The sequence below is a fragment of the Klebsiella michiganensis genome, assembly GCA_000963575.1.
Classification (GTDB): Bacteria; Pseudomonadota; Gammaproteobacteria; order Enterobacterales; family Enterobacteriaceae; genus Cedecea; species Cedecea michiganensis_A.
Genome location: CP011077.1, coordinates 2,548,180 through 2,574,792 on the forward strand (window position 1 = coordinate 2,548,180; position 26,613 = coordinate 2,574,792).

Here is a 26,613-nt window from a genome sequence, read left to right on the forward strand (position 1 = left end):
AGGGAGAAGAGATGAAAAAGTTTGCTTCACTGATGCTGGCGAGCGTTGTGCTGGCGGGCTGTGCCCAACCGTCGGATAAAGGTTCCGTGACTGCACAAGACTTGCAGCACCACCGTTTTGTGCTGGAAAGCGTTGACGGCAAGCCTCTGGACGTTAAAAACAGCAAGCGTGCACCTGAGCTGAGCTTCGGTGAGAATATGCATATTTCTGGCGCGATGTGTAACCGCTTTATGGGCCAGGCAACCCTTGAGAACAATACGCTGAAGGTGAAAGGCCTGGGCATGACGATGATGCTTTGCACCGAGCCGCAGCTGAACGACCTGGATCACCGTATCAATGACATGCTGACCAGCGGGGCTAACGTTTCTCTGGCTAACCAGCAGCTGGTACTGAAGAGCGGCCAGCATACGCTGACGTACAAACTGGCCGATCTCGTTAATTAATCAGTAGCTTCCACAGGTGCCAGCGGCAAGCGAGTTTTCGTTACAGCGCTTGCCGTTCGGCATGGCACACATGCCAATCGCGCTGCCGTCCAATTGACGCGCAACGCTCATCGTTCCGCCGATCATCGCACAGTTCGCTTCGCCCTGGCTGGACATCGCCGCCCTGAGGCCCGGAGGGACGTGGGCCGCAGTGGCCTGTTGAGGGGGTTCATTACTGCATGCTGATAATAACAGTGCGGCACAACCGGCTAAAAACGCAGCGCGCATGGCTTCTTTCTCCCGTCTGAATATGCAAAACCTTTGCATAATGGCGCATGGCTCCCGCTGCGTCGAGAGCACAAAGCAATAAAGTGTGTTGCTTTATGTGGCTTAGATCACTTTTTAAACCAAAACATCAGAGTTTTCTGAGTCGCCTCCGCGTTCAATGCTGCTCTGCATCAATGAGTAACAGCGTACCGTGGCTGCCGGGCAGCACGCGGTGCACCGCCTCTTTGGGCACCAGATAATAATCCCCGGCCTCCAGCAAGAAGGTCGTCTCGTTCACCACCAGCGTCATTTGTCCTTCAATCACCACCAGTAGTTCTTCAAACCCGGCATGGGATTCATTGGGGATCCCCTCGCCGCCCATTTTGATCAGCTTGATATTGGCCCGCCCAACCTGCCCAAGCAGCCGCGAGCGCCACGGGTCCGATAAAGTCCCTGCCAGTGCCGTTAACGATCCCGTAGACATCATGTCGCCCTCTTCTGAGAAAGCGTTATCCATACCGCATCTGTCCTGCGTTACAAATTCTTAATCACCATAAGATATTCAGGTAACACATTTCACCCACGGTTCACGCCGGGCCTGGATCAATTTGTGCACTCGGAGACTCAGCAACTTCAAGCAGATAGATGGACGTACTATAATTGGGGGTTATTACGGGACTCAAGGCAGGCAGGCGGGTCCCTTTATTTTGCGCAATGTAAGGGTGTCTTATGATCACTATCGACGGCAATGGCGCAGTCGCCTCCGTGGCGTTTCGTGCCAGTGAAGTAATTGCCATCTATCCCATTACTCCCAGTTCAACGATGGCAGAACAGGCGGATGCCTGGTCCGGCGATGGCAGAAAGAACGTCTGGGGAGATGTGCCTCGCGTAGTCGAGATGCAGTCTGAAGCAGGTGCCATTGGCGCGGTGCATGGCGCTCTGCAAACCGGCGCGCTCTCCACATCGTTTACGTCATCACAGGGCTTACTGCTGATGATCCCGACGCTGTACAAGCTTGCGGGCCAGCTGACGCCATTTGTTCTCCACGTTGCCGCCCGCACCGTGGCCACCCACGCGCTCTCTATTTTTGGCGACCATTCAGACGTGATGGCCGTGCGCCAGACCGGCTGCGCCATGCTGTGCGCCAGCAGCGTCCAGGAAGCACAAGACTTCGCGCTGATTTCGCATATTGCGACCCTGAAAAGCCGCGTACCGTTTATTCATTTCTTTGACGGCTTCCGCACCTCGCACGAAATTAACAAAATTGTGCCACTGGCGGACGATACCCTTCGCAGCCTGCTACCGCAAAAAGAGATCGATGAGCACCGCGCCCGCGCCCTGAATCCGGAACATCCGGTGATCCGCGGAACGTCGGCTAACCCGGACACTTACTTCCAGTCCCGTGAAGCCACCAACCCCTGGTACAACGCGGTTTACGCTCACGTTGAACAGGCGATGAACGACTTTGCCGCCACCACCGGTCGCAGCTACCGGCCGTTTGAATATTACGGCCACCCTGAAGCTGAACGCGTGATTATCGTGATGGGCTCCGCCGTCGGCACCTGCGAAGAAGTCGTCGATGAACTTCTGACCCGCGGTGAAAAAGTGGGGGTCCTGAAAGTTCGCCTTTACCGTCCCTTCTCCGCCGAACATTTGCTGGAAGTTTTGCCGCAAACCGCGCGCCAGGTAGCGGTGCTTGACCGTACCAAAGAGCCGGGCGCCCTTGCCGAACCGCTGTATCTCGACGTGATGACCGCGCTTGCCGAGGCCGTGAGCCGGGGCGACCGCGAAACGCTGCCTCGCGTTATTGGGGGCCGCTATGGGCTGTCATCCAAAGAGTTTGGCCCGGAATGCGTGCTGGCTATCTTTAACGAGCTTAACGAAGCCAAACCCCGCCCACGCTTCACCGTGGGTATTTACGACGATGTGACCAACCTGTCGCTGCCGCTGCCGGAAAACACCCTGCCGAACCGGGCCAGGCTCGAGGCGCTGTTTTATGGCCTGGGCAGCGACGGCAGCGTTTCTGCGACCAAAAACAATATCAAGATCATCGGTAACTCTACGCCGTGGTTTACCCAGGGCTATTTTGTTTATGACTCCAAAAAGGCCGGGGGGCTGACGGTTTCTCACCTGCGCGTGAGCGAGCGGCCGATCAACTCCACGTAACTGATTGAGAAAGCCGATTTTGTTGGCTGCCACCAGCTGCAGTTTATCGACAAATACCAGATGGCCGAGCGCCTGAAGCCCGGCGGTATTTTCCTGCTGAATACGCCTTACGACGCCGATGAGGTGTGGAGCCGCCTGCCGCAGGAAGTTCAGGCCGTGCTCAACCAGAAACAGGCTCGCCTGTATGTTATTAATGCGGCGAAGATCGCCCGGGAGTGCCATCTTGGCGCCCGCATCAACACCGTGATGCAAATGGCGTTCTTCCACCTGACGCAGATCCTCCCTGGCGACACCGCGCTGGCTGAACTCCAGGGCGCGATTGCCAAAAGCTACAGCAGCAAAGGGACTGAAATCGTCGAGCGAAACTGGCAGGCGCTGGCGCTGGCGCGGGATTCTCTCGCCGAAGTACCGCTGCAGGCAGTTAACCCGACAAGCGCAATGCGACCTCCGGTGGTGTCCGACGCCGCCCCTGATTTTGTGAAAACAGTTACCGCCGCTATGCTCGCCGGGCTTGGCGATGCCCTGCCGGTTTCCGCCCTGCCGCCTGACGGCACCTGGCCGATGGGTACTACCCGCTGGGAAAAACGCAACATTGCCGAAGAAATTCCTATCTGGAAGCCGGATATCTGTACCCAGTGCAACCACTGCGTCGCGGCCTGCCCACATTCGGCTATTCGTGCCAAAGTGGTTCAGCCTGAGGCAATGGAAGGCGCGCCGGAAGCCCTGCAGTCGCTGGACGTGAAGTCCCGGGATATGCGCGGTCAGAAATATGTGCTGCAGGTGGCGCCAGAGGATTGCACCGGGTGTAACCTCTGCGTAGAAGTCTGCCCGGCAAAAGATCGCCAGAACCCGGAAATCAAGGCAATTAATATGTTGTCCCGCCTTGAACACGTTGCAGAAGAGAAAGAGAACTATGACTTCTTCCTCAACCTGCCGGAAATCGATCGCGCCAGCCTGGAGCGTATCGACATTCGCACCTCGCAGCTGTTAACGCCGCTGTTTGAATACTCCGGTGCCTGTTCCGGCTGCGGCGAAACGCCGTACATTAAAATTCTGACCCAGCTATTCGGCGACCGCATGCTGATCGCTAACGCCACCGGCTGCTCGTCTATTTACGGCGGTAACCTGCCATCCACGCCGTACACCACCGACGCCAACGGCCGCGGGCCGGCATGGGCCAACTCGCTGTTTGAAGATAACGCCGAGTTCGGGCTGGGCTTCCGCCTGACGGTGGATCAGCACCGCGCCCGCGTCATGCGTTTACTGGGCCAGTTTGGCGATAAACTTCCGGCAGAGCTTAATGAGCAGCTTCACGCCGAGGCCACCCCGGAAGTTCGCCGTGAACAGGTTGCCGAGCTGCGTAAGCATCTGGCGGGCATTGACGATGCCGATGCCCGTCAGTTGGTTACCGATGCCGACGCGCTGGTGGAGAAATCTATCTGGCTGATTGGCGGCGACGGCTGGGCCTATGACATCGGCTTTGGTGGCCTGGATCATGTGCTCAGTCTGACCGAAAACGTCAACATTCTGGTGCTGGATACGCAGTGTTATTCCAACACCGGCGGTCAGGCGTCTAAAGCCACGCCGCTGGGCGCCGTCACTAAGTTTGGCGAGCACGGCAAGCGCAAAGCACGTAAAGACCTGGGCGTTAGCATGATGATGTACGGCCATGTGTATGTCGCTCAAATCTCGCTGGGAGCGCAGCTAAACCAGACGATGAAGGCGATTCAGGAAGCCGAGGCTTATCCTGGCCCGTCGTTGATCATCGCCTACAGCCCTTGCGAAGAGCACGGCTACGATCTGGCGCTGAGTCATGACCAGATGCGCCAGTTGACCGCCACCGGCTTCTGGCCGCTCTATCGCTTCGACCCGCGCCGCGCGGACGAAGGCAAGGTGCCGCTGGCGCTGGATTCCCGTCCACCGTCCGATGCGCTGGCCGATACGCTAATGAAGGAGCAGCGTTTCCGCCGCCTGAACGCCCAGCAGCCGGAAGTCGCCGAGCAGCTGTGGAAAGACGCCGCGGCAGATTTGCAGAAGCGGTATGACTTCCTGGCGCAGTTGGCGGGTAAAGCGGAGAAGGTTAGCGAGTAATCGGGGGGATTTACCCTCACCCCGACCCTCTCCCTGCCAGGGAGAGGGGGAAACATAGATTGGCGTTGTTTTATCCCCTCTATCTTGAAGAAAGAGTGGAAATCGTAGATTGGCGTTCTTTTACCCCCTCTCCCTTGAAGAAAGAGAGGGAAATCGTAGATTGGCGTTCTTTCATACCCTCTCCCCCACGGGGAGAGGGTTAGGGTGAGGGGAAAACACAGACATCCCGTTGTTAGCATCCTTCTCCCCCGCTGGGAGAAGGTCAGCTCAGGGGAAAGCTCGTTTACTTCAGCAGGCGAACCTTAACCGACTTGCCCTTAATCTTCCCTTGCTGCAGCTGTTTCCATGCGTGACGCGCCACGGACTGGCGTACCGCAACATAAACATGGATTGGGTGGACGTCGATTTTGCCGATGTCCGCGCCTTCCAGCCCCATATCCCCGGTTAACGCCCCCAGAATATCACCCGGACGCATTTTGGCTTTCTTGCCGCCGTCAATGCACAGCGTCGCCATTTCCGCTTCCAGCGGCTTCACGGCCCCACCGGACGGCACCGGCTGCCATTTCAGAGACAGATTCAGCATTTCTGCCAGCACGCTGGCGCGCTGCGCCTCTTCCGGGGCGCAGAAACTGATAGCCAGCCCGCTTTGCCCGGCTCGGGCGGTACGACCAATGCGGTGAACATGCACTTCCGGATCCCACGACAGCTCGTAGTTAATGACCATTTCCAGCGCCTTGATATCCAGCCCACGAGCGGCAACATCCGTTGCCACCAGCACGCGGCTGCTGCCGTTGGCGAAGCGCACCAGCGTCTGATCGCGGTCACGCTGTTCCATATCACCGTGCAGCGCTAGCGCGCTTTGATTACGTTCGTTCAGCGCATCGCAAACGGCCTGACAATCTTTTTTGGTGTTACAGAAAACGACGCAGGACGCAGGCTGATGTTTGCTCAGCACGGACAGCAACAGGCCGATTTTGCCGCCGCGGGAAACTTCATAGAACTGCTGTTCCACCGACGGCAATTCATCAACGGTATCAATCTCGATAGTTTGCGGCTCGCGCTGAATTCGCCCGCTGATGGCGGCAATGGCGGCAGGCCAGGTGGCGGAGAAAAGCAGCGTCTGACGTTTGGCTGGTGCATGGGCAATAACCTCATCGATGGCATCGGCAAAGCCCATGTCCAGCATGCGGTCGGCTTCGTCCAGCACCAGCGTTTGCAGCGCATCCAGCTTCACCGTTTCTTTTTTCAGGTGATCCAGCAGGCGGCCTGGCGTGGCAACGATAATGTGCGGCGCATGCTGCAGCGAGTCGCGCTGCACGCCAAACGGCTGGCCGCCGCACAGGGTTAAAATTTTAATATTTGGCATGTAGCGTGCCAGGCGACGCAGCTCTTTGGCGACCTGATCGGCCAGCTCGCGCGTTGGGCACAGCACCAGCGACTGGGTTAGAAACTGGCTGGCATCAATGTGCTGCAGCAGGCCCAGGCCAAAAGCTGCGGTTTTGCCGCTGCCGGTTTTTGCCTGTGCACGGACGTCTTTTCCGGCCAGAATGGCGGGCAAGGCCGCTTCCTGAACGGGCGTCATTTCGTGATACCCCAGTTCGCTAAGGTTGGCGAGTTGTGCTTCAGGTAAAGCGTTCAGTGCGGAAAAAGCGGTCACAATGGTCATCTCTTAATAATAACGGGCAGGCGCGTATGCTAGCAGATTCGCGTGGTTCAGGCGTGAGTTTATCAATTTTGCTGCGTTAGCGGGTGAAACAGTAAAAACGACGCCTTTAGTTAAGGCCCCGTTTTTCCATCGAGAATAATAGCGTTATTCGCCAATCGGTAAATAACCCTGCCATTCTGGCCTGAAGCGTTCGCCCTGCTCCACTTTTTCCAGGCGGATAAAATACCCCCCTACGCTGTCCAACAGCAGGCAGTCGTCGACATCTTTCAGGTTGTCTTTATGCTGCTGATAGCTTTCGACCAGCAGGCTGGCAATCGCCTTCTCTTTCGCCTGCCCCGGATTTTCAGCCACGAAGAAATCAAACTCATGCAGCTCCGCCAGCGTTTTCGTACTGTAGCCGCCGACGTTCACAAAAAAGAGTTTTGGCGTTTGTTCAACGGGTTTATCTGAAAGGCTAATGCGGTAGCCGTCGGCCCAGCGCAGTTTACCGTAACCGTCGATATGAATTTTATCTTTGTCCCCAAACCAGGCGGCTCTCAGCGCAGGCCAGGCATCCTCTGGCTTTTCTGCAGCCACAAACTGGACATCATGCACTTCAATATTAGATTGGCCGGCATTGCCGCCCACATAAAAAACGTAAAGTTCCATTCGTTCTCCTCATCAATCGCTATATAAAATAATACATAACGATTGATGTTTGAATGACTTTCATGTGTCTTAAAGATTGATCGTAAACAGGAAGGTGAATAAAAAAATGATTACTATGCTTGAGCTTTTCGCCCTAAGCTAAATCAGTAGAAAACGCTTAATGACAGACAAGGAGCCAGAATGTTCGAAGATAATGACTACAAGCTTTATGTCATCGTGAACCGCAACGCCGACCTCAGCGTGCAAATGAACGCCGTGGGCCACCTGTGCGGCGGTATTATGCTTAAAGTGGATAAGCCTGAATTTCATGACTATCCCAACCAGGATAGCGGCTTAAGCGCCTGGATGAATCATTACCCGGTGGTGGTGCTTCAGTCTAAAAACAGCAGCCAGCTGGCGACAACGCTGGAGAAATGCGGGGCAGAAGGCGTGCTATATAACTTTTTTACCACCACCATGCTGTCGCACTCATCTGAACAACAGATTAAAGACACGCGCGAAACCCCTTTCGCTGAGCTCGATTTTGTTGGCATTGCGCTTTATGGCGAAACTGAAAAACTCAAACCGCTGACCAAGAAGTTTTCAGTCTTTAAAGGTTAAACTGACGGGTAATTATGCCTCGTGCAGTTACCCCCGGCCTCACCCTTCGTCTCCGGCATAAAAATTGATGATGTCATCCTCAAACCAGCAGCCCACTTTGTAGTACATCGCGCAGCCAATCAGAAAACTGGCAATGAGTATTAATGCCGTCAAAAATCCTTTCACTCTGAAATACTCTCCCATGACTCTTGCTGTGATATTGACAGGCTCGATGAAAAAAAGTTCAGCAGCGCAACTATTCTGGCCCTCTCCCGGTAATCATCGACGCTTCGGGCCGTTGCGATGGCAATTCTGTCACAACGCTCTGGTTAACTAAGGTTGCCAATTTTCTGAGCAAACCAGGTGCCATTGTGTCCGATAACCCCCTTCATTTCAAAAACGTCACCGGTTTCTTTTTCCGCGCCGTCCCGACGGAATTCCTCAGCAGCGTGCTGTCGCGCAGCCGGCCCGATTCCCCAGGACGCTATCATCGGCCAGGACAAACAATTCTTTATATGAGCCCGGTGCGTGAGTGGGCGATGCTCGCGGTCGCCGCCCATATGCGAAAGGACGGCAAATCCCGGATGCTCGTCCCACTGCATGTCGAAGGCGCACTGGTGCTGGATCAGCGGGATGAATATTCATGCCAGGCTTTAGGCATCAACCGCGAGCTGTCGAATCACTGCTGGCTTAGCGCCCTGCAGCAAAATATTGAACCGCCCTCGTGGCAAAATGCCGACCAGGCTCGCTTATCCAACGCCGATGGCATTATTGACCGCTCCCGAAGCATTCCCGACGGCTGGCACCTGAATTTATTCCGCTGGAACGATCTTGGCGGGCCACAAGTCACGGTGTGTGGGGAGCCTATCTCTGTTCCGCTTCCTGAAAAAGTGGATTTATAACGACAGCACACTCAGCAAACCCGCGCCTGCGGCAGGTCGGCATAGCGCGTGGTATAGCGCGGTGACAGCATTTCACGCTTCATCGCCCACGGCTGCTGTATTCCCTGCCCGGCAAAATAGAGCGTGCCCTTACCCTGCTTTTTATTCAGAAAGTCCAGCACGGTCATCAGCTTTTCGCCGTTAGGCCGTGGAACATTGCTGTCAAACAAATCGAATTGTGCCACTCCCTGACTAAAAAAGTCCCCCAGCATAACGCCGGCTTTCTGGTAGCGGTGCCCCGGCTGCCAGATAGCGTTCAGACTCTGCATCGCGGCCTGGATAATATCCCGGCTGTCCTGCGTGGGAATGAGCAATGAAACCGAGGCACTGTTGCCGTAATAAGGTTCGTTCACGGCAAACGGGCTGCTTTTCACAAAGGCAGATATCACGCGGCAATATTGATGCTCAGCCCGCAGTTTTTCCGCCGCACGACTTGCGTAGCTGCTGATCGCCTGGCGCATATCCTCAAATTCGGTAATGCGTTCCCCAAACGAGCGGCTGCAGATGATCTCCTGTTTGGCGGCGGAGAACTCATCCATTTCAAGGCATGATTCGCCGCGCAGCTCCCGCACCGTTCTTTCCAACACTACGCTGAAATGCCTGCGAATAAAACGGATGTCCGCGTCGGCAAGCTGTAAAGCCGTTTTGATGCCCATACCGTCGAGCTTTTTAGACATTCTCCGCCCTACGCCCCAGACGTCGCCCACGGGCAGCTGTGCCATAAGCCAGCGCTGGTGCGCCGGGCGCGATAAATCGACCACGCCGCCGGTTCGATCCTGCCACGTTTTTGCCGCATGGTTTGCAAGCTTTGCCAGCGTTTTGGTCGGCGCAATGCCGACACCCACCGTCAGACGGGTGCGCTGGCGGATTGTCGAACGGATCGTCTGGCCAAAATCCTTCAGGTTGTAGCAATTGCTAACGCCCGTTAAGTCGCAAAATGCCTCGTCAATGGAGTAAATCTCGACCCTGGGCAGTAACTCTTCAAGCACGCCCATCACCCGCTGGCTCATATCGGCATACAGCTCGTAGTTGCTGCTAAACGTCAGCACGCCATGCCGCCTGAGCGCCTCTTTCTGTTTAAAGAAAGGTTCTCCCATTTTGACAAAGGGCCGGGCTTCCGCAGAGCGTGCGATGATGCAGCCGTCGTTATTGGATAAAACCACCACCGGCTTTCCGGCTAAATCCGGGCGGAAAGCCGTTTCACACGAGGCATAGAAGCTGTTCACATCCACCAGCGCAAACATGTTTAGCTCGCCGCTTTGATGATAAAAGTGACAACGCCGAAGATATCGAGTGGCGCCTCATCGGTGACGGGAATCGGTGCCCAGGCGCTATTCATCGGCAGTAGCATCACCGTTGGGCGAAGCTGCAGGCGTTTCACGGTGAACCCCCCGTCAATCGCCGCAATCACGATATCGCCCTGTGACGCCGTTCTTGAGCTGTCAACAATCAGTAAGTCTCCTTCGCCGATCCCCCCCTCTACCATCGAATCCCCCGCCGCCTTCACGAAATAGGTCGCGCCGGGGTTCCGCACCAGCAGTTTATTGAGATCGATACGCTGCTCGACGTAGTCCTGGGCAGGTGACGGAAACCCGCACTGCACCAGGTCACCAAAGAGAGGCAAGGAAGAGTCAGGGCAATATGCCGCTGGTTTGAGAAGATTCATGCTACCGCCAATACAAATACTGTTTATATATACAGTATCAGGTAAAAAAGACACTTCAAGTCAGAAAACACGTACTTTTGCTAAGCCATTTGTTTTGCAAGCGAAAAAATTCGATCGCGCTGGCAGAATCCATAAAAGCCTTAAGGTGTAATGAAAAAGAGCATAGTGATATGGTCAGTAGCAGGCCGTTACCCAACAAAAGGATGCGTGATGACACAGCCAGTGATTCAGGATTTGCTTAACCAGCTCGAAACCCCGGAAGATGCCGCGGCGCTAAGGTGGGTGGAAAACCAAAATAAACGCACCACGGACAGGTTTGCCACGGGAGAACGTTTCCAGCAGATGCGGGGCTCTATCCTGCAGTCGCTTGACGATAAAACCAACATTCCCTGGGGGAGCCACTACCGCAACACGGTGTATAACTTCCGACAGGATGACGAGCACCCTCGCGGCATCTGGCGCCGGACTTCTGAAAGCTCTTATTTTACCGCCGATCCAGAATGGGAAACGGTGCTGGATGTAGATCGCCTGAACGAAGAAGAAGGCGCAAACTGGAGCTATCACGGCGCGGATCTCCTGCACCCGGACTATTCGCGGGCGCTGATCTTTTTATCCAGCGGCGGCGATGCCTGTGAAATTCGTGAATTCGATCTGGTGAGTAAAACGTTTATCTCCGGGGGCTTCTTCCTGCCTGAAAGCAAAAGCTCAGTCAGTTGGCTGGATGAAAACACCCTGCTGCTGGCGCTGGACGCGGGGGACGATACGCTCACCACTTCCGGCTATCCACGCAGCGTCTATCGCTGGGCTCGAGGCACATCGCCCCAGGATGCGCCGCTGATTTATGCCGGTGAAGCAACGGATATGGCCGTTTCAGCCTGGCATGATGACACGCCCGGTTTCGAGCGAGATGTGGTGCACTGCAGCAAAGATTTTTACCACGGGCAAACCTGGCTTTTAACTGGCCAGAACACGCTAACGCTTATCGACGTCCCGACAGACGCTTCATGTGGATTTTTCAAAGACTGGCTGCTGGTCACGCTAACCTCCGACTGGCCAATAGCCGAGACGGTCTGGCCCGCAGGTGCCTTACTGGCTATTGATTTAGCTGCTTTCCAGCGGGGCGAGCGCAATTTCATTCCGCTCTTCACGCCAAACTCGCGCACGACGCTGCAAGGTTACAGCTCAACCCGCGATTACCTCCTGCTTAACCTGAGCCAGGATGCTGTCGAGAAAGTCGAGTTTGTGAAAATAGACCACGGCCAGCGTCACTGCATAAAAACGCTTGAGCTGCCCGACTTCACCAACGTTTCCGCCAGCGGTATCGACGATGAAAGCAACCGCTATCGGCTGGTCAGCCACGGGTTTCTGCAGCCCAACAGCCTCAGCTATGGCGATCTGGACAGCGATACGCTCAACCTCATCAAACAGGATCCTGCCTGCTTTGACGCGGCGGCATTTAACGTGACGCAGCACTTTGCCCTTTCGCTGGACGGTACCCGCGTCCCCTACTTCCAGGTTGCCGCCAAAGCGCTGGCACTGTCCGGTGATAACCCGACGCTGCTGTACGGTTACGGTGGATTTGAGGTCTCTTTAACACCTCACTACCTCGGCTCAAAAGGCGCGACGTGGCTGCAAAAAGGCGGGGTTTACATCGTTGCGAATATTCGCGGCGGCGGTGAATATGGCCCGGCCTGGCACCAGGCTGCGCTCAAACAGCATCGTCATCGTGCCTGGGAGGATTTTACCGCTGTGGCAACAGACCTGGCTGCGCGTAAAGTTACCTGTGCCACAAGACTCGCCGCCCAGGGCGGCAGCAACGGCGGCCTGCTGATTGGCAATATGCTCACCGACTACCCCGGATTATTTGGCGCGCTGGTGTGTGAAGTCCCGCTACTGGATATGCTCAATTACCACCGCTGGCTCGCCGGCGCGTCCTGGATTGCCGAGTATGGCGATCCGGATATTGCCGAAGAGCGAGAATGGCTGCGGCGCTATTCTCCTTTCGACAAAGTATCCGCCGACGTGGGTTATCCACCCACGTTGTTCACCACCGGTACCCAGGATGACAGGGTTAGCCCGGCCCACGCTCGACGAATGGTGGCGCGTATGCAGCAACAAGGACACGAGAACGTCTGGCTGTATGAGGAAACGGAGGCCGGCCACGGCAGCGCGCCGGAGAATAGCCAGATTGCGGCCCATCAGGCAATGATCGAAGAGTTTCTCTGGCAAATGCTGACCGGGAAATAAACGTGGGCGGTGTGTAAAAAGGCACACCGCCTCACCATTAACACATCTAATGCAATAGCATATTTTTTAATTTTTATTTATCGCTCAAACGCTATTTAATTCGTCCTCAATCAATTAAAGGAGACCGATAAATGGCTGGCGAAAATAACCTTGCAATACTGCTGAGCAATGCAGCCCCGGAGTTAAATCCGGGAAAATATGTTTTTTGCACTTTACCCGCACCTTCTGCGGAATTAAAAGACGCCGCCATTGTGACCGTCCGCGAGTCTGAAGGCCTCACGCTGGTTCTTCCGCAGGATCTGGCGGATAAACATGCCGTTAACTATGACTACGTCGCCAGTTGGATCACCCTGAAGATTCACTCATCCCTTGCCGCCGTCGGCCTTACCGCCGCGTTTTCACGCGCGCTGGCGAAGAAAGGTATCAGCTGTAACGTGGTCGCGGGCTATTACCACGACCATATTTTTGTGGCGCATAAAGATACTGAGTCAGCCCTGTCGGCCTTGTCATCTTTAGCATCAGAGGCATAAACGAGGAAAATCACATAAGCAGGGGAAGCTTTCTGCCTCCCCTGATAACAGCCGGCTCAGCCCCGGATAAACTTCAGGATATCCGCATTGATGGTATCGGCATGCGTGGTGTGCATCCCGTGAGGATAGCCGGGATAAATGTGCAGCGTACTGTTGCTGAGCAGTTTATCCTGCAGGATAGCCGCATTTTTGTATGGCACAACCTGATCGTCATCACCCTGCAGCACCAAAATCGGCACGGTGATGGCTTTCAGATCGTCAGTCTGGTCGGTTTCTGAAAACGCTTTAATCCCTTCATAGTGCGCTTTCGCGCTACCGGCCATGCCCTGCCGCCACCAGTTCCGAATACTCCCCTCTGAAACATCTGCGCCCTGGCGGTTAAAGCCATAGAATGGGCCCGAGGCAACATCAAGGTAAAACTGCGCGCGATTTGCCGCCAGCGCCTTACGGAAGCCGTCAAACACTTCGAGCGGCGTCCCGCCCGGGTTACTCGCCGTTTTCACCATCAGCGGCGGAACGGCACTGACTAAAACGGCTTTCGCAACGCGCCCCTGAGGCTGACCGTATTTGGCTACATAGCGAGCCACCTGCCCGCCGCCGGTTGAGTGGCCGACATGCACCGCATTTTTCAGATCCAGATGCTCCACCACCGCCGAGGCATCCGCCGCATAATGATCCATATCGTGCCCGTCGCTGACCTGGTCAGAGCGGCCATGCCCGCGCCTGTCGAAGGCGATAACCCGGAAGCCTTCGCCTAAGAAAAACAGCATCTGGTTATCCCAGTCATCGGCGCTTAGCGGCCAGCCATGATGAAAAACAATCGGCTGAGCCGTTTTCGGCCCCCAGTCTTTATAAAAGATATTGACGCCATCTTTCGTCTTTACGAATGTCATACACCTCACTCCTTGCTGCTATGAATTACGTTTAACCTGGTAAAGCATAGTCGATGAGTGAGGCATGGCCGTAAATCCTGCCGGCATTCGCCGCCGCAATCCGTCCTCTACACGCCAGCATGGCACGCTGTGCGTGTTGGATTCAGAGTCCGAGACTTTCATGCCCACTCAATTCCCCTTGTTTTGCTGGAGAAGAGTAAGCAATTGAATTAAAAAATGATTACTGGCACTCAGTGAATGCCTGCGGTAATGCCTCGGACCGCCGTTTTGATACCATGCAGAATGACTGGAATCGACAAAATGATTCTCAAGGCAAGGAGCACGTTAGCGGTGATCCCGTAGATAATGTCTCCGGTCATATAGTCTATGACCGGCGTATACATTAGGATCCTGAACCCAACAAGATACAAGCCGACCAGAAATATGTAAGCGAGAACGCTCTTTAGGCCAAACATCAGCCACGCCTTTAGCCCTAATTTTTTCTGCCAGTAGAAGGCGTCTTTTAACGTACGAAAATAATCCAACATCCTTAATTTCCATTTACTCAGTATTCCGGGACGCATTTTAACGCGTTAACTCACCTGGGACACTGCGTTTGGATGTACTCCTGCAGCCCAGAACTACCGTCACGTTTCATCACCGGGAATACGGCCGCACTGAAACCCAGCGCATACGCTTCGGTTTGATGCCCCGCATGTGTAAGGGCGAACAAAAACCGTATTACAACGTATCAAGCATGGTGACCGTTGGGGCGCAGCTGTAAAACGTGCTGGAATTCGCCGCCGGAATCCGTACCATACACGCCACACTTACGCATGTTGGCTGTTACCAGCCGGTGCGAACCCCTCTTTTATTGCAAGTCAGATGGGGCATGAAAACGCGCAAATGGTTTATGAAGCCTATGCTGCATGAATTGAAGAACAGAGCGGCGACCAGGTGAATATGCTTCACAGTAAGCTGGCGCTTTGAAAAGTTTGCCCCTTATATGCCCCTTTTGGTTTCAGAGACAGTAAATAATGCAATCGAATCAAGAAGCTACAAAGAAAGAACAGTACAACCTGAACAAGTTACAGAAACGCCTGCGCCGCAACGTAGGTGAAGCGATTGCCGACTACAACATGATTGAAGACGGCGACCGCATTATGGTTTGCCTTTCCGGCGGCAAAGACAGCTACACCATGCTGGAAATCCTGCGTAACCTGCAGCAAAGCGCGCCAATCAACTTTAGCCTCGTGGCGGTAAACCTCGATCAGAAACAGCCGGGCTTCCCTGAGCATGTGCTGCCGGCCTACCTGGACAGCATCGGCGTTGAGTACAAGATTGTAGAAGAGAACACCTACGGCATCGTGAAAGAGAAGATCCCGGAAGGTAAAACCACCTGTTCTCTGTGCTCTCGCCTGCGTCGCGGCATTCTTTACCGCACCGCCACCGAACTGGGCTGTACCAAAATTGCGCTGGGCCACCACCGCGACGATATTCTGCAAACGCTGTTCCTGAACATGTTCTACGGCGGCAAGATGAAGGGTATGCCACCGAAGCTGATGAGCGACGACGGCAAGCATATCGTTATTCGCCCGCTGGCCTACTGCCGCGAGAAAGACATTGAGCGCTTTGCTATCGCCCGCGAATACCCAATTATTCCGTGTAACCTGTGCGGCTCGCAGCCAAACCTGCAGCGCCAGGTGATTGCCGACATGCTGCGCGACTGGGACAAACGCTACCCGGGCCGCATTGAGACTATGTTCAGCGCTATGCAGAACGTGGTGCCGTCGCACCTGTGTGATACCGAGTTGTTTGATTTCGCAGGTATTACCCACGGTTCAGAAGTCGTGAACGGGGGCGACCTGGCGTTCGATCGCGAAGAGATCCCTATGCAGCCAGTCGGCTGGCAGCCGGAAGAAGACGGCGCGGATGCCGCGCTTCAGCGTCTGGATATTCTAGAAATTAAATAATCTCCATTCCCTCTCCGCCCGGAGAGGGAAAACCTCAATGGTGTGCTGGTGGGTCGATTATCGGCCTCGGATCCGGGTCTGTCGGCGGATCGGGTATGGGCTGTGGTCTGGGGATCGGGTCTGGTACCGGCACGGGTTCGGTGGGAAAAGCCGGGTCGCTCATCATCAGGCTGTTGCGATACAGCATCGTCATCTCCTGTGTGGGTGAATCGCCCTTTAAAGCATAGCCCACAAATTGCAGGCAAAAAAAAGCCGACTATCGAAGCCGGCATTGTATGAATCAATTGTGCTATGCAGTAATTCTAAAAAAGGAAGTAAGACAATATGGAGCGCAACGCCCATCGCTTGACGTTGCATTCACCTGCGAGAGAGAGTTTGCCCCTATGCGGCTTTTGATTTCTTGATTTTGCTCAATAACAACGCCGTTTTCGCCAGTAAACCCCATCGGAATTACGCAATTTTACAGCCATTTACTGCGATGTAACCACCAGGCAACACCGCCTATCAGAACCACCAACATTATGCAGAACAGCGCAAAGCCGAACGCCCAGCCGCCGCCGGGAATGCCCCCGAGGTTAACGCCAAACAGCCCGGTTAAAAACGTGCTGGGTAAAAACACCATTGCCATCAAAGACATAGTGTAGGTTCTACGGTTTAAGGATTCCTGCATGACCTGGGAGATCTCGTCGGTCATCACGCCCGTGCGGGCGATGCAGGCGTCGATTTCGTCCAGCCCCCTGCCCAGCCTGTCGGCAATGTCCTGCATCCGGCGACGCTGATCGTCGTTCATCCAGCTAAGCCGCTCGCTGGCAAGGCGCGCGTAGACATCACGCTGCGGAGACATATAGCGGCGCATGACAATCAACTGTTTACGCAGTAGCGCCAAAGCTCCCCGAGGCGGCACCTGTTGATCGAGCAGGTTATCCTCGAGGTCGATGATTTTATCGTGCATTTGTTCGATAAATTCGCTGGCGTGGTCGGTGAGCGCATCGCAGGCATCCACCAGCCAGCTGCCGCAGTCGGTTGGGCCGGTGCCTTCATTAAGATCGTTCACCACATCATCGAGCGCCAGCACCTGCCGCCTGCGGGTTGATACAATCAGTCGCTCATCAATGTAAAGCCGCACGGCTACCAGCTGGTCCGGCCGTTCGTCGGTGCTGCCGTTGATGCAGCGCAGGGTGATGAGGGTCCCGTCTCCTACGCGAGAAACGCGGGGGCGCATACTCTCCCCGGCTAGCGCCTCTCTGACATAGTTCGGCAGCAGCGGCGTGTTGGCCAGCCAGTCCGCGCTGTCGGCATTGGTATAATTCAGGTGTAGCCAGCAGGGATGCTCGCTGTCGATAATTTCGTTGCTGTCGAGAGGCTTAACACCGCCCTTGCCGTCCAGTTGCCAGGCAAATACCGCGTCCGGCACGTGCAGTTCGCTGCCTTTAATTACATCCACTGCGCAATCCTCAAGCTGAGTCAGTTCTTTCTGTCAGTCTAGCCATCTCTGATACGAAGGCAACCACCTGAGGTTATCAAACGCGCTGAATTTGCAGAGAAAAGAGTAAATAAAGCTTAACCGCAGACATAAAAAAACCGGGCGATGGCCCGGTTTTTACTAGCGTAACTGGCTGTCTTTCGAGCCACGTCGGTTATAGCCTGAGAATGTTGCCCGGTGTGTATCTTCCGCCTGCTGGCAGCGAATACATAACCGCACGCCCTGAATCGCCTGGCGCCTCGCATCTGGAATGCGTTCCCCGCACTCTTCGCAGAATTCGAGACTTTCGCCCTTCGGTAGCTCGCTGCGCGCTCTGGCCACGGCGTCGTCCACGGTACTGTCGATTTGCTCCTGAACGGCGCCGTCACTGGCCCAACCTGATGCCATCTCGTCACCTCCGCAATCGCTATGCATGAGGTGACCATAATAGCACTTTTGCTGACCAATTTTTAGCCATGCTTAGTGTTGAATAATATACATGGTACGGCTGTAGGCCACGTCTTCCGGGTTATTGATCGGGTAACCTTTCAGCCACGGTTTGATCAGGCGGCCGTTGGTGTACTGGTAGATTGGCGCGATGGGCGCTTTTTCCTGAATGATTTTTTCCGCAGCGTTGTAATCTGCATTCCGCGCTTTGTCGGTGGTTTCCTGTGCGGCCTGGGACAACAGTTTGTCGTATGCCGGGGTATTGAAGCGTGAAATATTACCGCTGTGGGTGGAGGTTAACAGCGACAGGAAGGTCGATGGTTCATTGTAATCCCCTACCCATGACGCACGAATAACGTCGAAATTGCCGGTGTTGCGGCTGTCAATGTAGGTTTTCCACTCCTGATTTTGCAGCTTCACGTCAACGCCCAGATTTTTCTTCCACATTGATGCCACGGCAATCGCTATCTTCTGGTGGTTTTCGGAGGTGTTATACAGCAACGTCAGTTTAAGCGGTTTGGCGTCGCCATAGCCGGCGGCACGCAGCAGCATTTTCGCCTGGGCGTTAAGCTCCTGCTGGCTCATATCTTCGAAAGGAGACCTGTCTGGCTTAAAGCCCGCGGTGACGTCAGGCGTAAAGCGCCAGGCTGGTTTCTCCCCCGTGCCCAGCACCTTCTCAGCCATAAGGCGACGGTCGATGGTCATACTCAAGGCGAGGCGAACTCGCGCATCCGCGGTGGGCCCTTTTTGCGTGTTAAACGCGTAATAATAGGTGCCAAGCTGCGGCGGCGTGTAAACCTGCCCCGGAATGTCTTTCAGCAGTTTCTGGTAAAGGTTTTTAGGGAAAGACTCGGTGATGTCGATATCCCCGGCCAGGTAACGTTTGGTTGCCGCAGACTCCTGGTTAATAGGAATAAAGGTCACTTTGGTCAGCACCGTTTTTCCGTTGTCCCAGTAGTTTTTATTCGGCACCACAACCAGCTTCTCGTTCACCACCCTGTCCTGCAGCGTAAATGCGCCGTTGCCCACGAGGTTGCCCGGCTTCGTCCATTCCCCACCAAATTTTTCAACGGTGGCTTTAGGCGTGGGATAGAAAGAGAAGTTCGCCGTCAGGCTTGGGAAAAACGGTACAGGTTTATCAAGCTGCACCCGCAGCGTTTTAGCATCCACGGCCGTCACGCCCAGCCGATCGGCAGGCAGTTTCCCGTCGATAATAGCCTGTGCATTGGTAATGCCCGCTAAGGCGGCAAACCAGGCAAAGGAGGAGGTGTTTTTGGGGTCAACCAGGCGCTGCCAGCTATAGACAAAGTCCTGCGCGGTGACCGGGGAACCATCGGACCAGCGGGCATTGTCGCGGAGCGTAAACGTCCAGACGCGGTTATCGTTGCTTTGCCATTTGGTGGCGACACCCTGCACCAGTTCACCCTTTTCGTTTTGGTTAACCAGGCCTTCAAACAGGTCGCGAATTACCTGAATTTCCGGCAGACCGACCGCTTTGATAGGATCAAGGCTCGCGGGTTCATCTTTAATATGTCTGACCAACTCCTGACTGCTCGCCAGCGTTGTTCCCGCAGGAACATCCGCCGCCCAGGCGCTTTGCAGCATGGCGGCAACGGCCAACGCACAACAGCTAAAACTGAGGCTTTTTTTCATCGCTATCCTTCCGTGTATTTGCATTCAGGAGATTTGTGTAAGTTACTGTAGCGTAATTTATTCTTTTGATTCCACGAAAAAGCTCACATCTGCGGATTAAGGTGAGTTTTCCCTGAAACATTGCTATTAATGACGTTAACAGCCGCTATTCAGTGAGAGGAATATCATGCCCACGACCCGCCCTCGCGCCCAGCGTGGCCATCTGCCGCCGGGCTGTGAACGTTACGGCAAATCGGTATTAGGTGCGCCGCTGCTCTATTTCCCCGCCACGCAAACGGAAGAACACAGCGGGCTCATCATTGCCGGTACTCACGGCGATGAAAACGCCGCGATGGTAGCGCTTTCCTGCGCCTTAAGAACGCTTGAACCGCAGTTTCGGCGGCACCATGTGGTACTGGCGGTAAACCCGGATGGCTGCCAGCTTGGCCTGCGCGCTAATGCGCACGGCGTCGACCTGAACCGCAACTTCCCGGCGGCCAACTGGAAAGCTGGCGATACTGTTTACCGCTGGAACAGCAGCGCGGATAAGCGCGACGTAGTGCTCTCCACCGGGCAAACGCCGGGTTCCGAACCAGAAACCACCGCCCTGTGCCAGCTTATTCACCAACTTCAGCCCGCATGGATAGTCTCTTTTCACGATCCGCTGGGCTGCATTGAAGATCCGCACAGCTCCGCGCTGGGACACTGGCTGGCAGAAGCCTTCGCGCTGCCGCTGGTGACGAGCGTTGGCTACGAAACGCCGGGTTCGTTCGGCAGTTGGTGCGCTGATTTAGGCCTGCCCTGCATTACGGCGGAATTCCCGCCGATTTCCGCAGATGAGGCCAGCGAGCGCTACCTGCGTGCGATGACTGACCTTTTGCACTGGCACAGGTAAACATTAAGGGTAAAGTTTTCCCGTCTCAAAATGCAGCGATGGCTCCACGTCTACGGCAAGCCAGGTGGGGCCATCGAGGTCGGCAAAGCGTACCTTAGCCGCCAGCGGCAACGCGGCGGCAATCGCTCGCGAGGTGCAGAGCATACAGCCGAGCATGACATCAAACCCCTGCCCCCGCGCGGCCTGAGCCAGCAATAATGCCTCGGTCAAACCACCGGTTTTATCGAGCTTAACGTTCACCATGTCATAGCGCCCGGTCAGCGCCGGCAGGCTGCTGCGGGTGTGGCAACTTTCATCGGCACAAATCGGCAGCGGGTGAATAAAATTCGCCAGCGCATCGTCATCCCCCGCCGGGAGCGGCTGTTCCAGCATCGCCACGTTGAGATCGGCCAGTAGCTGGCAGCGGGCGGCCAGGCCATCGCTCCGCCAGGACTCGTTGGCGTCTACAATCAAAATGGCTTCCGGCACCGCCGCCCTGATGGCCACCATCCGTTCGGTGATAAGGCGATCGTCCAGTTTCACCTTAAGCAGGCGGGCGCCCTTCTGCCAAAGCAAAGCCGCAGAGGCGGCCATTTGTTCCGGGGGGGCAATCGTGACCGTTTGCGCCGTGGTCAACATTTCAGGTAATTCGACCGCGTTCAGGGCGGATATTGTCGTGTGTTTCAGTCGGGCTTCCAGGTCCCAAAGCGCGCTGTCAATGGCGTTCCGCGCCGCCCCAGGCGGAAGAGCTTCCTGTAATTCAGCGCGCGTCATACCGCGCTCAAGCCGTGAAAGTACCGTGGTGATTTGGGCCAGCACCGAAGCATCGCTTTCGCCATAGCGCGGGTACGGGGTGCATTCACCGACGCCTTTTATGCCGTCCTGTTCTATTTCCACCACCACCACAACCGCCTCGCTGCGGGTTCCACGCGATATCACAAATGGCGTATGGAGCGGCCAGGCTTCCTGGTAAACTTTCACTGTTCTCATCATCAGTCTCCCTTGGGGTTATCGCCTGAGTATAGCGAGCCCACGCTTTTGCATGTACTTTCAGTTTTTTATGTTCATCACGGATTTCCTGGAATACACTGTTCCCGGCGTTAATTTTATGTAAAAGGAAGATTAAACATGTCACAAACCGTTCATTTCCAGGGCAACCCGGTCAAGGTTGCAGGTCAGATCCCACAGACGGGCAGCAAAGCCGCCGCCTTCTCTCTGGTCGCGAAAGATCTTTCTGACGTTGCGCTGAGCCAGTTTGCCGGCAAACGTAAAGTGCTGAATATTTTCCCAAGCATCGACACCGGCGTGTGTGCCGCGTCCGTGCGCAAATTCAACCAGCTGGCTACCGAGCTGGATAACACCGTTGTGCTGTGTATTTCTGCCGACCTGCCGTTCGCTCAGTCCCGTTTCTGCGGCGCGGAAGGCCTGAACAACGTTGTCACCCTGTCCACCCTGCGTAACCCTGAGTTCCAGCAGACTTACGGCGTCAGCATTGCCGAAGGCGCGCTGAAAGGCCTGACCGCTCGTGCGGTAGTGGTTATCAATGAAAATGATGAAGTGGTGTTCAGCGAGCTGGTGAATGAAATCACCAACGAGCCGGATTACGCTGCGGCACTGGAAGTGCTGAAGGCTTAAACCTCAGGCCTGTATGAAAAGAAAACCCCGGTCTCCCGGGGTTTTTGTTTTACTCTTCGCCCTTCTTCTGGCTCAGCCCGTACTCGCGCAGCTTGTTGGCAATCGCGGTATGGGAAACACCTAACCGTTTAGCCAGCTTACGCGTACTTGGATAACTGCGGTAAAGCTGCGTTAATACCGAGCGTTCAAAGCGGCTGGTAATATCGTCCAGCGAGCCTTCCATCGCCTCTTCCCCCACGGCGAGGCTGGCCGAGTCAAAGTCCGGCAGCAGGATGTCCTGCGGACGCAGCTCGTAGCCTTCCAGCTGGGTTAACGCACGGTAGATGGCGTTTTTCAGCTGGCGCACGTTGCCCGGCCAGCCGTAGCGGGTCAGCACGCTGCTTAAATCGTGAGACAGCTTAGGCCGCGGCACGCCCTGTTCGTCGGCAAAGCGCGCCACGAACAGCTCCGTCAGCGGCATGATGTCCTGCGGGCGATCGCGCAGCGGCGGCAGATTCAGGGTCAGGACGTTGAGGCGATAATAGAGATCCTCGCGGAACTCACCTTTCTGCACCAGTTCCACCAGGTTTTTTTGCGTCGCGCAAATCACACGGACATCAACATGCACCTCATGCTCTTCGCCTACGCGACGGAAAGTGCCGTCGTTCAGGAAGCGCAGCAGCTTGGTCTGCATACGCGGCGACATTTCACCGATTTCGTCCAGCAGCACTGACCCACCGTTGGCCTGTTCAAAGAAGCCTTTTTTGCCTTCGACGGCGTTTGCATAGGCTCCGGCCGCGTGACCAAACAGTTCGCTTTCAATCACATCATCGGGAATGGAGCCGCAGTTCAGCGCCAGGTAAGGTTTTTGCGCTCGCGGGCTGCTCAGGTGGCAGGCGTTGGCCAGAAGATCTTTCCCGGTGCCGGTATCGCCCACAATCAACAGCGGCGCATTCAGCAGCGACAGTTTGCGGGCCTGCTCAACCACATGACGCATTTTCTGGCTGACGGCGACAATCTGATCAAAGGCGCTGAAGTCGCTGCTGGAGAGATTTTGCAGCTGGCGTCCCATGCGCACGGTAGAGCGCAGCATAACAACTGCGCCAACCAGCAGCGGCTGATTATCTTCGCCATCCAGATGAACCGGCGTGATCTCCAGCAGGAAGTTTTGCCCATGGATCACGACATGTTCGGTATGGGAGTCGTGCGGTTCGCTCTCCAGCCAGCGGGTGAAGTTAAATCCGTTAATCAACGTGCCCGCATTGTGATTACGCAGGCGATCTTCGCTCTGCCCGAACAGCGCACAGCTTGCCGGGTTGGCCAGCTCAACTTTGCTGCGCATATCCAGCGACAGTACCGGTTCCGGCAGCGCCTCAAGCAGCGCGCTCAGGGCGCGATGCTCACGCTCGGAAGGCATCCACGGCACTTTACGCACGTCGGTAACGTCAGGGATACGGCGGATTTCAGCCATCAGGCTGCTGAAGGATTCAAAATCAAGGGAGGAAAAATTAAGGTAAATACGCCCAATTGGGTCAATTTCGATACCGCGCAAATCAATACCGCGCAGCACTAACAGATCGAGTAGTTCACGAGTGAGACCAAGGCGGTCCTGACAAAAGACTTCCAGACGCATGCAGGTGACCTTATGTTACGGTAAACGGCCTATACGACCTTCAGCCGGGCTGAAGGACCTCATAGAGTTGCAGGGATGATAACGCAGTTAGTCGTTGGCAAGAAGATGCCTGTCATGAAATGTTGACACTAAAAGACAAACCACTGGTCAACAAGCGCCATATTTATACGCGTGCTGTAAACAACCAAGGGCAGCCGAAGCTGCCCTTGGCGCAAGCTAACAACGTCAGTTGGCCGGTTTGTTTTTCCCTGAGGCCAGCGTCTCTTTCAGCTGAACCAGAAGCTGTTTGCGGAAATCGCCCAGCCGGGGCTTGTCATCCTCCAGCCACGGCAGCGGGCGGCAGAGTTCCATCGCCTTGATACCCAGACGAGCAGTCAGCAGCCCGGCCCCTATGCCCTGTGCCGCTCGAGCAGAAAGCCTCGCGGCAATATCCTGCGACATCCAGTCCATGCCAACTTCACGCACCAGCTCGCTCGCGCCGGCGAAAGCAATATTCAGCAGCACCAGACGGAACAGGCGAATGCGGCTGAAATAGCCCAGTTCGATGCCATATAGCGTGGCGATCCGGTTAATCAGGCGCAGGTTGCGCCAGGCAATAAAGGCCATATCCACCAGCGCCAGCGGGCTGACGGCAATCATCAGCGTGGATTCCGCGGCCGAGCGGCTGATTTCCCGCCTGGCCTGGGCGTCCAGCACCGGCTGAACCAACTGAGCATAAAGCGCCACGACTTCCCGGTCGTTGTGGGTTTCGTGAATGGAGGCATACCAGCGCTGCAGCGCCGGATGGCCTTTATCCAGCCCGGCCTGGCCGGCAAGTTTTTCACAGAACGCCCGCCCTCTGCCCGTGCCGTGACTGGCAAGCAGTTCCCGGGCCTCATCGCGCTCTTCGGCACGCTGGCGCAAACGCCACAGTCGCCGCCATTCGCTGGCAATCGAGCCCACGCCGGCCGCAACGATAAGCCCCCCGGCAACGCCGCCGCCGAGCGCGATCCAGTCCTGGTTCACAAAAGCGCTGTGGGTCCACTGCACGCCCTGGGCCACCACGCTGACGCCAAACAGCGCCAGCCCGGCCGTAACCATTTTGCGCCACAGGCTACGCTTCGGCCTTAAAGCAGCCTCAATAACCGCCTCAGCCTGACCTTCTTCGTCGGCCAGCGTTTCAACGCTGGCGGTGACCGGGGTAAACTTTTGCGCGTCGGGTTCACTGAACGCATGGGCCGCTTTCCAGTCCTGCTCTTTTTCCGCCTCCAGCGGCTGCGCAAAATCGATGCGCGGTTTAATAGGATCGCTCATCGCAATTTATCTCCAATCAAGAATTCCAGCGCCGCGTCCAGTCTGATGTGCGGCAGCGGACGGTCGACGTCCATTACCTGCGGGCGAAATTGTTCAAACTGAAAGCCCTGGTTCTGCCAGAAAGCGTTGCCGGGCAGGCGCGAAGGGACTTCCCCTGGATAAACCGTCAGCGGTTCACCGTCGCTCAGACGGTTGCCGCGCAGCGCCGGGATTTGCTCCCCCTGTACTTCCACGATGCCGCTTTGCGTCGCCTGCACGGAAGCCAGCCCCATGCAGTCCATACTGATGCCTTCGAAGGCCGCATTTTGCCAGGCGTCCTGCACAAGCTGTTGCAGCAAAGAAACCATGTTGGCATGCTGGTCAACCGTAACATGATCGGCTTTGGTAGCAGCAAACAGCAGCTTATCGATCACCGGAGAAAAAAGGCGGCGGAACAGCGTGCGCTGCCCGTAATGGAAGCTTTGCATGAGCTGGGTTAACGCCAGCCGCATGTCGTTGAACGCCTGGGGGCCGCTGTTGAGCGGCTGCAGGCAGTCCACCAGCACAATCTGCCGGTCAAAGCGCAGGAAATGATTCTTATAGAACCCTTTCACCACTTTTTCACAGTAGTAGTCAAAACGCGCGCGCAGCATACCGATGTTGCTGCTCTTATCCGCCTGGGCAAGCTTAGACTCGCCAAAGCCGTCCACATCCGGCCACGGGAAGAACTGCAGCGCGGGCGCTCCCGCCATGTCTCCGGGCAGCACAAAACGCCCCGGCTGAATAAAATGCAGCCCTTCTTTTTTGCAGCGCATTAGATAGTCGGTCCACGCCTCGGAAATCGCCGCCAGGCGGTTTTCATCGGCGGGCGCAAGGGGATCTAACCCTTCACAAAGGCGCCGCCACTGTGCTGACCACTCGGCGCGCTGGCCCTGCAGCAGGCCGGTCATTTGGCGAGACCAGCTCAGGTAATCCTGAGCCAGCATGGGCAGGTCGAGCAGCCACTCCCCTGGATAATCCACGATTTCCAGGTAAAGCGTTGACGTGTCTTTGAAGTGGCGCAGCAGAGAGTCGCTGGAGCGATAACGCAGCGCCAGACGCATTTCGCTTACGCCGCGGGTAGGCGTCGGCCAGGCCGGTGGCGTGCCGTAAAGCTGCGCCATGCCTTCATCATAGGTAAAACGCTGAATACCCAGATCCCGCTGCGGCACGCGCTTAACCCCAAGCAAACGCTCTTCACGGGCGGCACTCAGCATCGGCAGGCGTGCCCCGGTATGAATACCCAGCAGCTGGTTAACCATCGCGGTAATAAATGCGGTTTTACCGCTACGGCTCAGCCCGGTTACCGCCAGGCGTAAATGACGATCGACGCCCCGGTTCACCAGGGCGTTAAGTTCGTTTTTGATTCGGTTCATAAGCGTCCTGATTGCCTTCCGCTGCAGAAAATACCTTCATTGATAATATCAAATGGGGGTGATTGCCAGGAATCAAAGCGTTATATGCCCGTCAGACTTCAAGTTGCATGTGCGTTGGCTGCATCCGCTCGCCCCTTAGCTATTTACCGCCAGGCGTAAATGACGATCGACGCCCCGGTTCACCAGGGCGTTAAGT

The 26,613-nt window shown here is 55.7% G+C and carries 22 protein-coding genes and 2 pseudogenes; 9 read left to right on the forward strand and 15 right to left on the reverse strand.

All coding sequences use genetic code 11. The annotated features are described in order from the left end of the window. The first annotated feature begins 11 nt into the window (after window positions 1–11). Window positions 12–443 (forward strand): heat-inducible protein, encoded by a 432-nt coding sequence (locus tag VW41_11905; GenBank protein ID AJZ89688.1) that lies wholly within the window; start codon window positions 12–14, stop codon window positions 441–443. Here VW41_11905 and VW41_11910 read toward each other — a convergent pair whose 3' ends face one another. Then, window positions 444–710: a hypothetical protein gene (locus tag VW41_11910; GenBank protein AJZ89689.1), complete on the reverse strand. Its 267-nt coding sequence runs from the start codon at window positions 708–710 to the stop codon at window positions 444–446. Window positions 711–864: 154 nt separating this feature from the next. Beyond that, window positions 865–1,206 (reverse strand): cupin, encoded by a 342-nt coding sequence (locus tag VW41_11915; protein AJZ89690.1) that lies wholly within the window; start codon window positions 1,204–1,206, stop codon window positions 865–867. A gap of 212 nt (window positions 1,207–1,418) precedes the next feature. Between VW41_11915 and VW41_11920 the strand changes: the two are divergent. Further along, a pseudogene (locus tag VW41_11920) lies at window positions 1,419–4,946 on the forward strand (pyruvate-flavodoxin oxidoreductase). A gap of 283 nt (window positions 4,947–5,229) precedes the next feature. Here the strand turns inward: VW41_11920 and VW41_11925 are convergent. After that, window positions 5,230–6,603, reverse strand: coding sequence for an ATP-dependent RNA helicase DbpA (locus VW41_11925; protein AJZ91946.1), 1,374 nt, complete (start codon window positions 6,601–6,603; stop codon window positions 5,230–5,232). A 153-nt stretch (window positions 6,604–6,756) separates the two neighbouring features. Next, a complete protein-coding gene (locus VW41_11930) occupies window positions 6,757–7,260 on the reverse strand; it encodes a hypothetical protein (GenBank protein AJZ89691.1) in 504 nt (167 codons plus the stop codon). Window positions 7,261–7,440: 180 nt separating this feature from the next. Here VW41_11930 and VW41_11935 point away from each other — a divergent pair, with 180 nt between their 5' ends. Both VW41_11935 and VW41_11940 read left to right on the forward strand, forming a co-directional pair. Then, complete coding sequence (locus tag VW41_11935) at window positions 7,441–7,860, forward strand: hypothetical protein (GenBank protein AJZ89692.1); 420 nt, start codon at window positions 7,441–7,443, stop codon at window positions 7,858–7,860. Between the two features lie 347 nt (window positions 7,861–8,207). Next, complete coding sequence (locus VW41_11940) at window positions 8,208–8,741, forward strand: hypothetical protein (GenBank protein AJZ89693.1); 534 nt, start codon at window positions 8,208–8,210, stop codon at window positions 8,739–8,741. A gap of 11 nt (window positions 8,742–8,752) precedes the next feature. On the opposite strand, the gene VW41_11945 is transcribed toward VW41_11940, so the two are convergent. Both VW41_11945 and VW41_11950 read right to left on the reverse strand, forming a co-directional pair. After that, window positions 8,753–10,024 carry a DNA polymerase V subunit UmuC gene (locus VW41_11945; protein AJZ89694.1) on the reverse strand — a complete coding sequence of 424 codons (1,272 nt, stop codon included), beginning with the start codon at window positions 10,022–10,024 and terminating at the stop codon, window positions 8,753–8,755. A 2-nt stretch (window positions 10,025–10,026) separates the two neighbouring features. Further along, window positions 10,027–10,446, reverse strand: a complete 420-nt coding sequence (locus VW41_11950) for a DNA polymerase V subunit UmuD (protein ID AJZ89695.1) — start codon at window positions 10,444–10,446, stop codon at window positions 10,027–10,029. 210 nt (window positions 10,447–10,656) lie between these two features. Between VW41_11950 and VW41_11955 the strand changes: the two genes are divergently transcribed. Both VW41_11955 and VW41_11960 read left to right on the forward strand, forming a co-directional pair. Next, complete coding sequence (locus VW41_11955) at window positions 10,657–12,693, forward strand: prolyl oligopeptidase (protein ID AJZ89696.1); 2,037 nt, start codon at window positions 10,657–10,659, stop codon at window positions 12,691–12,693. 131 nt (window positions 12,694–12,824) lie between these two features. After that, the gene (locus tag VW41_11960; GenBank protein ID AJZ89697.1) at window positions 12,825–13,223 is read left to right on the forward strand and encodes an acetyltransferase; all 399 of its coding nucleotides are present in this window, start codon (window positions 12,825–12,827) and stop codon (window positions 13,221–13,223) included. 56 nt (window positions 13,224–13,279) lie between these two features. On the opposite strand, the gene VW41_11965 is transcribed toward VW41_11960, so the two are convergent. Together VW41_11965 and VW41_11970 are read right to left on the reverse strand one after the other, a co-directional pair. Continuing rightward, window positions 13,280–14,116: an alpha/beta hydrolase gene (locus VW41_11965; GenBank protein AJZ89698.1), complete on the reverse strand. Its 837-nt coding sequence runs from the start codon at window positions 14,114–14,116 to the stop codon at window positions 13,280–13,282. Between the two features lie 257 nt (window positions 14,117–14,373). After that, window positions 14,374–14,643: pseudogene (locus tag VW41_11970) on the reverse strand (hypothetical protein). 489 nt (window positions 14,644–15,132) lie between these two features. On the opposite strand from VW41_11970, the gene VW41_11975 reads away from it, so the two are divergent. Next, window positions 15,133–16,068 (forward strand): tRNA 2-thiocytidine biosynthesis protein TtcA, encoded by a 936-nt coding sequence (locus VW41_11975; GenBank protein ID AJZ89699.1) that lies wholly within the window; start codon window positions 15,133–15,135, stop codon window positions 16,066–16,068. A 460-nt stretch (window positions 16,069–16,528) separates the two neighbouring features. Here VW41_11975 and zntB read toward each other — a convergent pair whose 3' ends face one another. The 3 genes from zntB to VW41_11990 all read right to left on the reverse strand — a co-directional run bounded on the left by zntB (window position 16,529) and on the right by VW41_11990 (window position 19,630). Then, the gene (gene zntB / locus VW41_11980) at window positions 16,529–17,512 is read right to left on the reverse strand and encodes a zinc transporter (protein AJZ89700.1); all 984 of its coding nucleotides are present in this window, start codon (window positions 17,510–17,512) and stop codon (window positions 16,529–16,531) included. Window positions 17,513–17,671: 159 nt separating this feature from the next. Next, window positions 17,672–17,938, reverse strand: a complete 267-nt coding sequence (locus VW41_11985) for a hypothetical protein (GenBank protein AJZ89701.1) — start codon at window positions 17,936–17,938, stop codon at window positions 17,672–17,674. A 72-nt stretch (window positions 17,939–18,010) separates the two neighbouring features. After that, window positions 18,011–19,630: a peptide ABC transporter substrate-binding protein gene (locus VW41_11990; protein AJZ89702.1), complete on the reverse strand. Its 1,620-nt coding sequence runs from the start codon at window positions 19,628–19,630 to the stop codon at window positions 18,011–18,013. A 166-nt stretch (window positions 19,631–19,796) separates the two neighbouring features. Between VW41_11990 and VW41_11995 the strand changes: the two genes are divergently transcribed. Further along, a complete protein-coding gene (locus tag VW41_11995; GenBank protein AJZ89703.1) occupies window positions 19,797–20,504 on the forward strand; it encodes a murein peptide amidase A in 708 nt (235 codons plus the stop codon). Between the two features lie 3 nt (window positions 20,505–20,507). Here VW41_11995 and VW41_12000 read toward each other — a convergent pair whose 3' ends face one another. Continuing rightward, the gene (locus VW41_12000; protein ID AJZ91947.1) at window positions 20,508–21,473 is read right to left on the reverse strand and encodes an L-alanine-DL-glutamate epimerase; all 966 of its coding nucleotides are present in this window, start codon (window positions 21,471–21,473) and stop codon (window positions 20,508–20,510) included. A 138-nt stretch (window positions 21,474–21,611) separates the two neighbouring features. Between VW41_12000 and tpx the strand changes: the two genes are divergently transcribed. Further along, window positions 21,612–22,118 carry a peroxidase gene (tpx, locus tag VW41_12005; GenBank protein ID AJZ89704.1) on the forward strand — a complete coding sequence of 169 codons (507 nt, stop codon included), beginning with the start codon at window positions 21,612–21,614 and terminating at the stop codon, window positions 22,116–22,118. 49 nt (window positions 22,119–22,167) lie between these two features. Here tpx and VW41_12010 read toward each other — a convergent pair whose 3' ends face one another. The 3 genes from VW41_12010 to VW41_12020 form a co-directional block, all read right to left on the reverse strand. Next, a complete protein-coding gene (locus tag VW41_12010) occupies window positions 22,168–23,730 on the reverse strand; it encodes a transcriptional regulator (protein AJZ89705.1) in 1,563 nt (520 codons plus the stop codon). 225 nt (window positions 23,731–23,955) lie between these two features. Then, complete coding sequence (locus VW41_12015) at window positions 23,956–25,023, reverse strand: hypothetical protein (protein AJZ89706.1); 1,068 nt, start codon at window positions 25,021–25,023, stop codon at window positions 23,956–23,958. After that, window positions 25,020–26,417, reverse strand: coding sequence for a hypothetical protein (locus VW41_12020; protein ID AJZ89707.1), 1,398 nt, complete (start codon window positions 26,415–26,417; stop codon window positions 25,020–25,022). Before VW41_12020 ends, VW41_12015 begins: the two co-directional genes overlap by 4 nt. Window positions 26,418–26,613 lie beyond the last annotated feature (196 nt).

Excerpts from the sequence above, each read along its gene's own strand:
- VW41_11905 (AJZ89688.1), top strand. The coding sequence starts at position 12 with ATGAAAAAGTTTGCTTCACTGATGCTGGCGAGCGTTGTGCTGGCGGGC.
- VW41_11950 (AJZ89695.1), bottom strand. The coding sequence starts at position 10,446 with ATGAATCTTCTCAAACCAGCGGCATATTGCCCTGACTCTTCCTTGCCT.
- VW41_11935 (AJZ89692.1), top strand. The coding sequence starts at position 7,441 with ATGTTCGAAGATAATGACTACAAGCTTTATGTCATCGTGAACCGCAAC.
- VW41_12000 (AJZ91947.1), bottom strand. The coding sequence starts at position 21,473 with ATGAGAACAGTGAAAGTTTACCAGGAAGCCTGGCCGCTCCATACGCCA.
- VW41_11955 (AJZ89696.1), top strand. The coding sequence starts at position 10,657 with ATGACACAGCCAGTGATTCAGGATTTGCTTAACCAGCTCGAAACCCCG.
- VW41_12015 (AJZ89706.1), bottom strand. The coding sequence starts at position 25,023 with ATGAGCGATCCTATTAAACCGCGCATCGATTTTGCGCAGCCGCTGGAG.
- VW41_11945 (AJZ89694.1), bottom strand. The coding sequence starts at position 10,024 with ATGTTTGCGCTGGTGGATGTGAACAGCTTCTATGCCTCGTGTGAAACG.
- VW41_11985 (AJZ89701.1), bottom strand. The coding sequence starts at position 17,938 with ATGGCATCAGGTTGGGCCAGTGACGGCGCCGTTCAGGAGCAAATCGAC.
- tpx (AJZ89704.1), top strand. The coding sequence starts at position 21,612 with ATGTCACAAACCGTTCATTTCCAGGGCAACCCGGTCAAGGTTGCAGGT.
- VW41_11995 (AJZ89703.1), top strand. The coding sequence starts at position 19,797 with ATGCCCACGACCCGCCCTCGCGCCCAGCGTGGCCATCTGCCGCCGGGC.
- VW41_11975 (AJZ89699.1), top strand. The coding sequence starts at position 15,133 with ATGCAATCGAATCAAGAAGCTACAAAGAAAGAACAGTACAACCTGAAC.
- VW41_12010 (AJZ89705.1), bottom strand. The coding sequence starts at position 23,730 with ATGCGTCTGGAAGTCTTTTGTCAGGACCGCCTTGGTCTCACTCGTGAA.
- VW41_11960 (AJZ89697.1), top strand. The coding sequence starts at position 12,825 with ATGGCTGGCGAAAATAACCTTGCAATACTGCTGAGCAATGCAGCCCCG.
- VW41_11965 (AJZ89698.1), bottom strand. The coding sequence starts at position 14,116 with ATGACATTCGTAAAGACGAAAGATGGCGTCAATATCTTTTATAAAGAC.
- VW41_11910 (AJZ89689.1), bottom strand. The coding sequence starts at position 710 with ATGCGCGCTGCGTTTTTAGCCGGTTGTGCCGCACTGTTATTATCAGCA.
- VW41_11930 (AJZ89691.1), bottom strand. The coding sequence starts at position 7,260 with ATGGAACTTTACGTTTTTTATGTGGGCGGCAATGCCGGCCAATCTAAT.
- VW41_11915 (AJZ89690.1), bottom strand. The coding sequence starts at position 1,206 with ATGGATAACGCTTTCTCAGAAGAGGGCGACATGATGTCTACGGGATCG.
- VW41_11990 (AJZ89702.1), bottom strand. The coding sequence starts at position 19,630 with ATGAAAAAAAGCCTCAGTTTTAGCTGTTGTGCGTTGGCCGTTGCCGCC.
- VW41_12020 (AJZ89707.1), bottom strand. The coding sequence starts at position 26,417 with ATGAACCGAATCAAAAACGAACTTAACGCCCTGGTGAACCGGGGCGTC.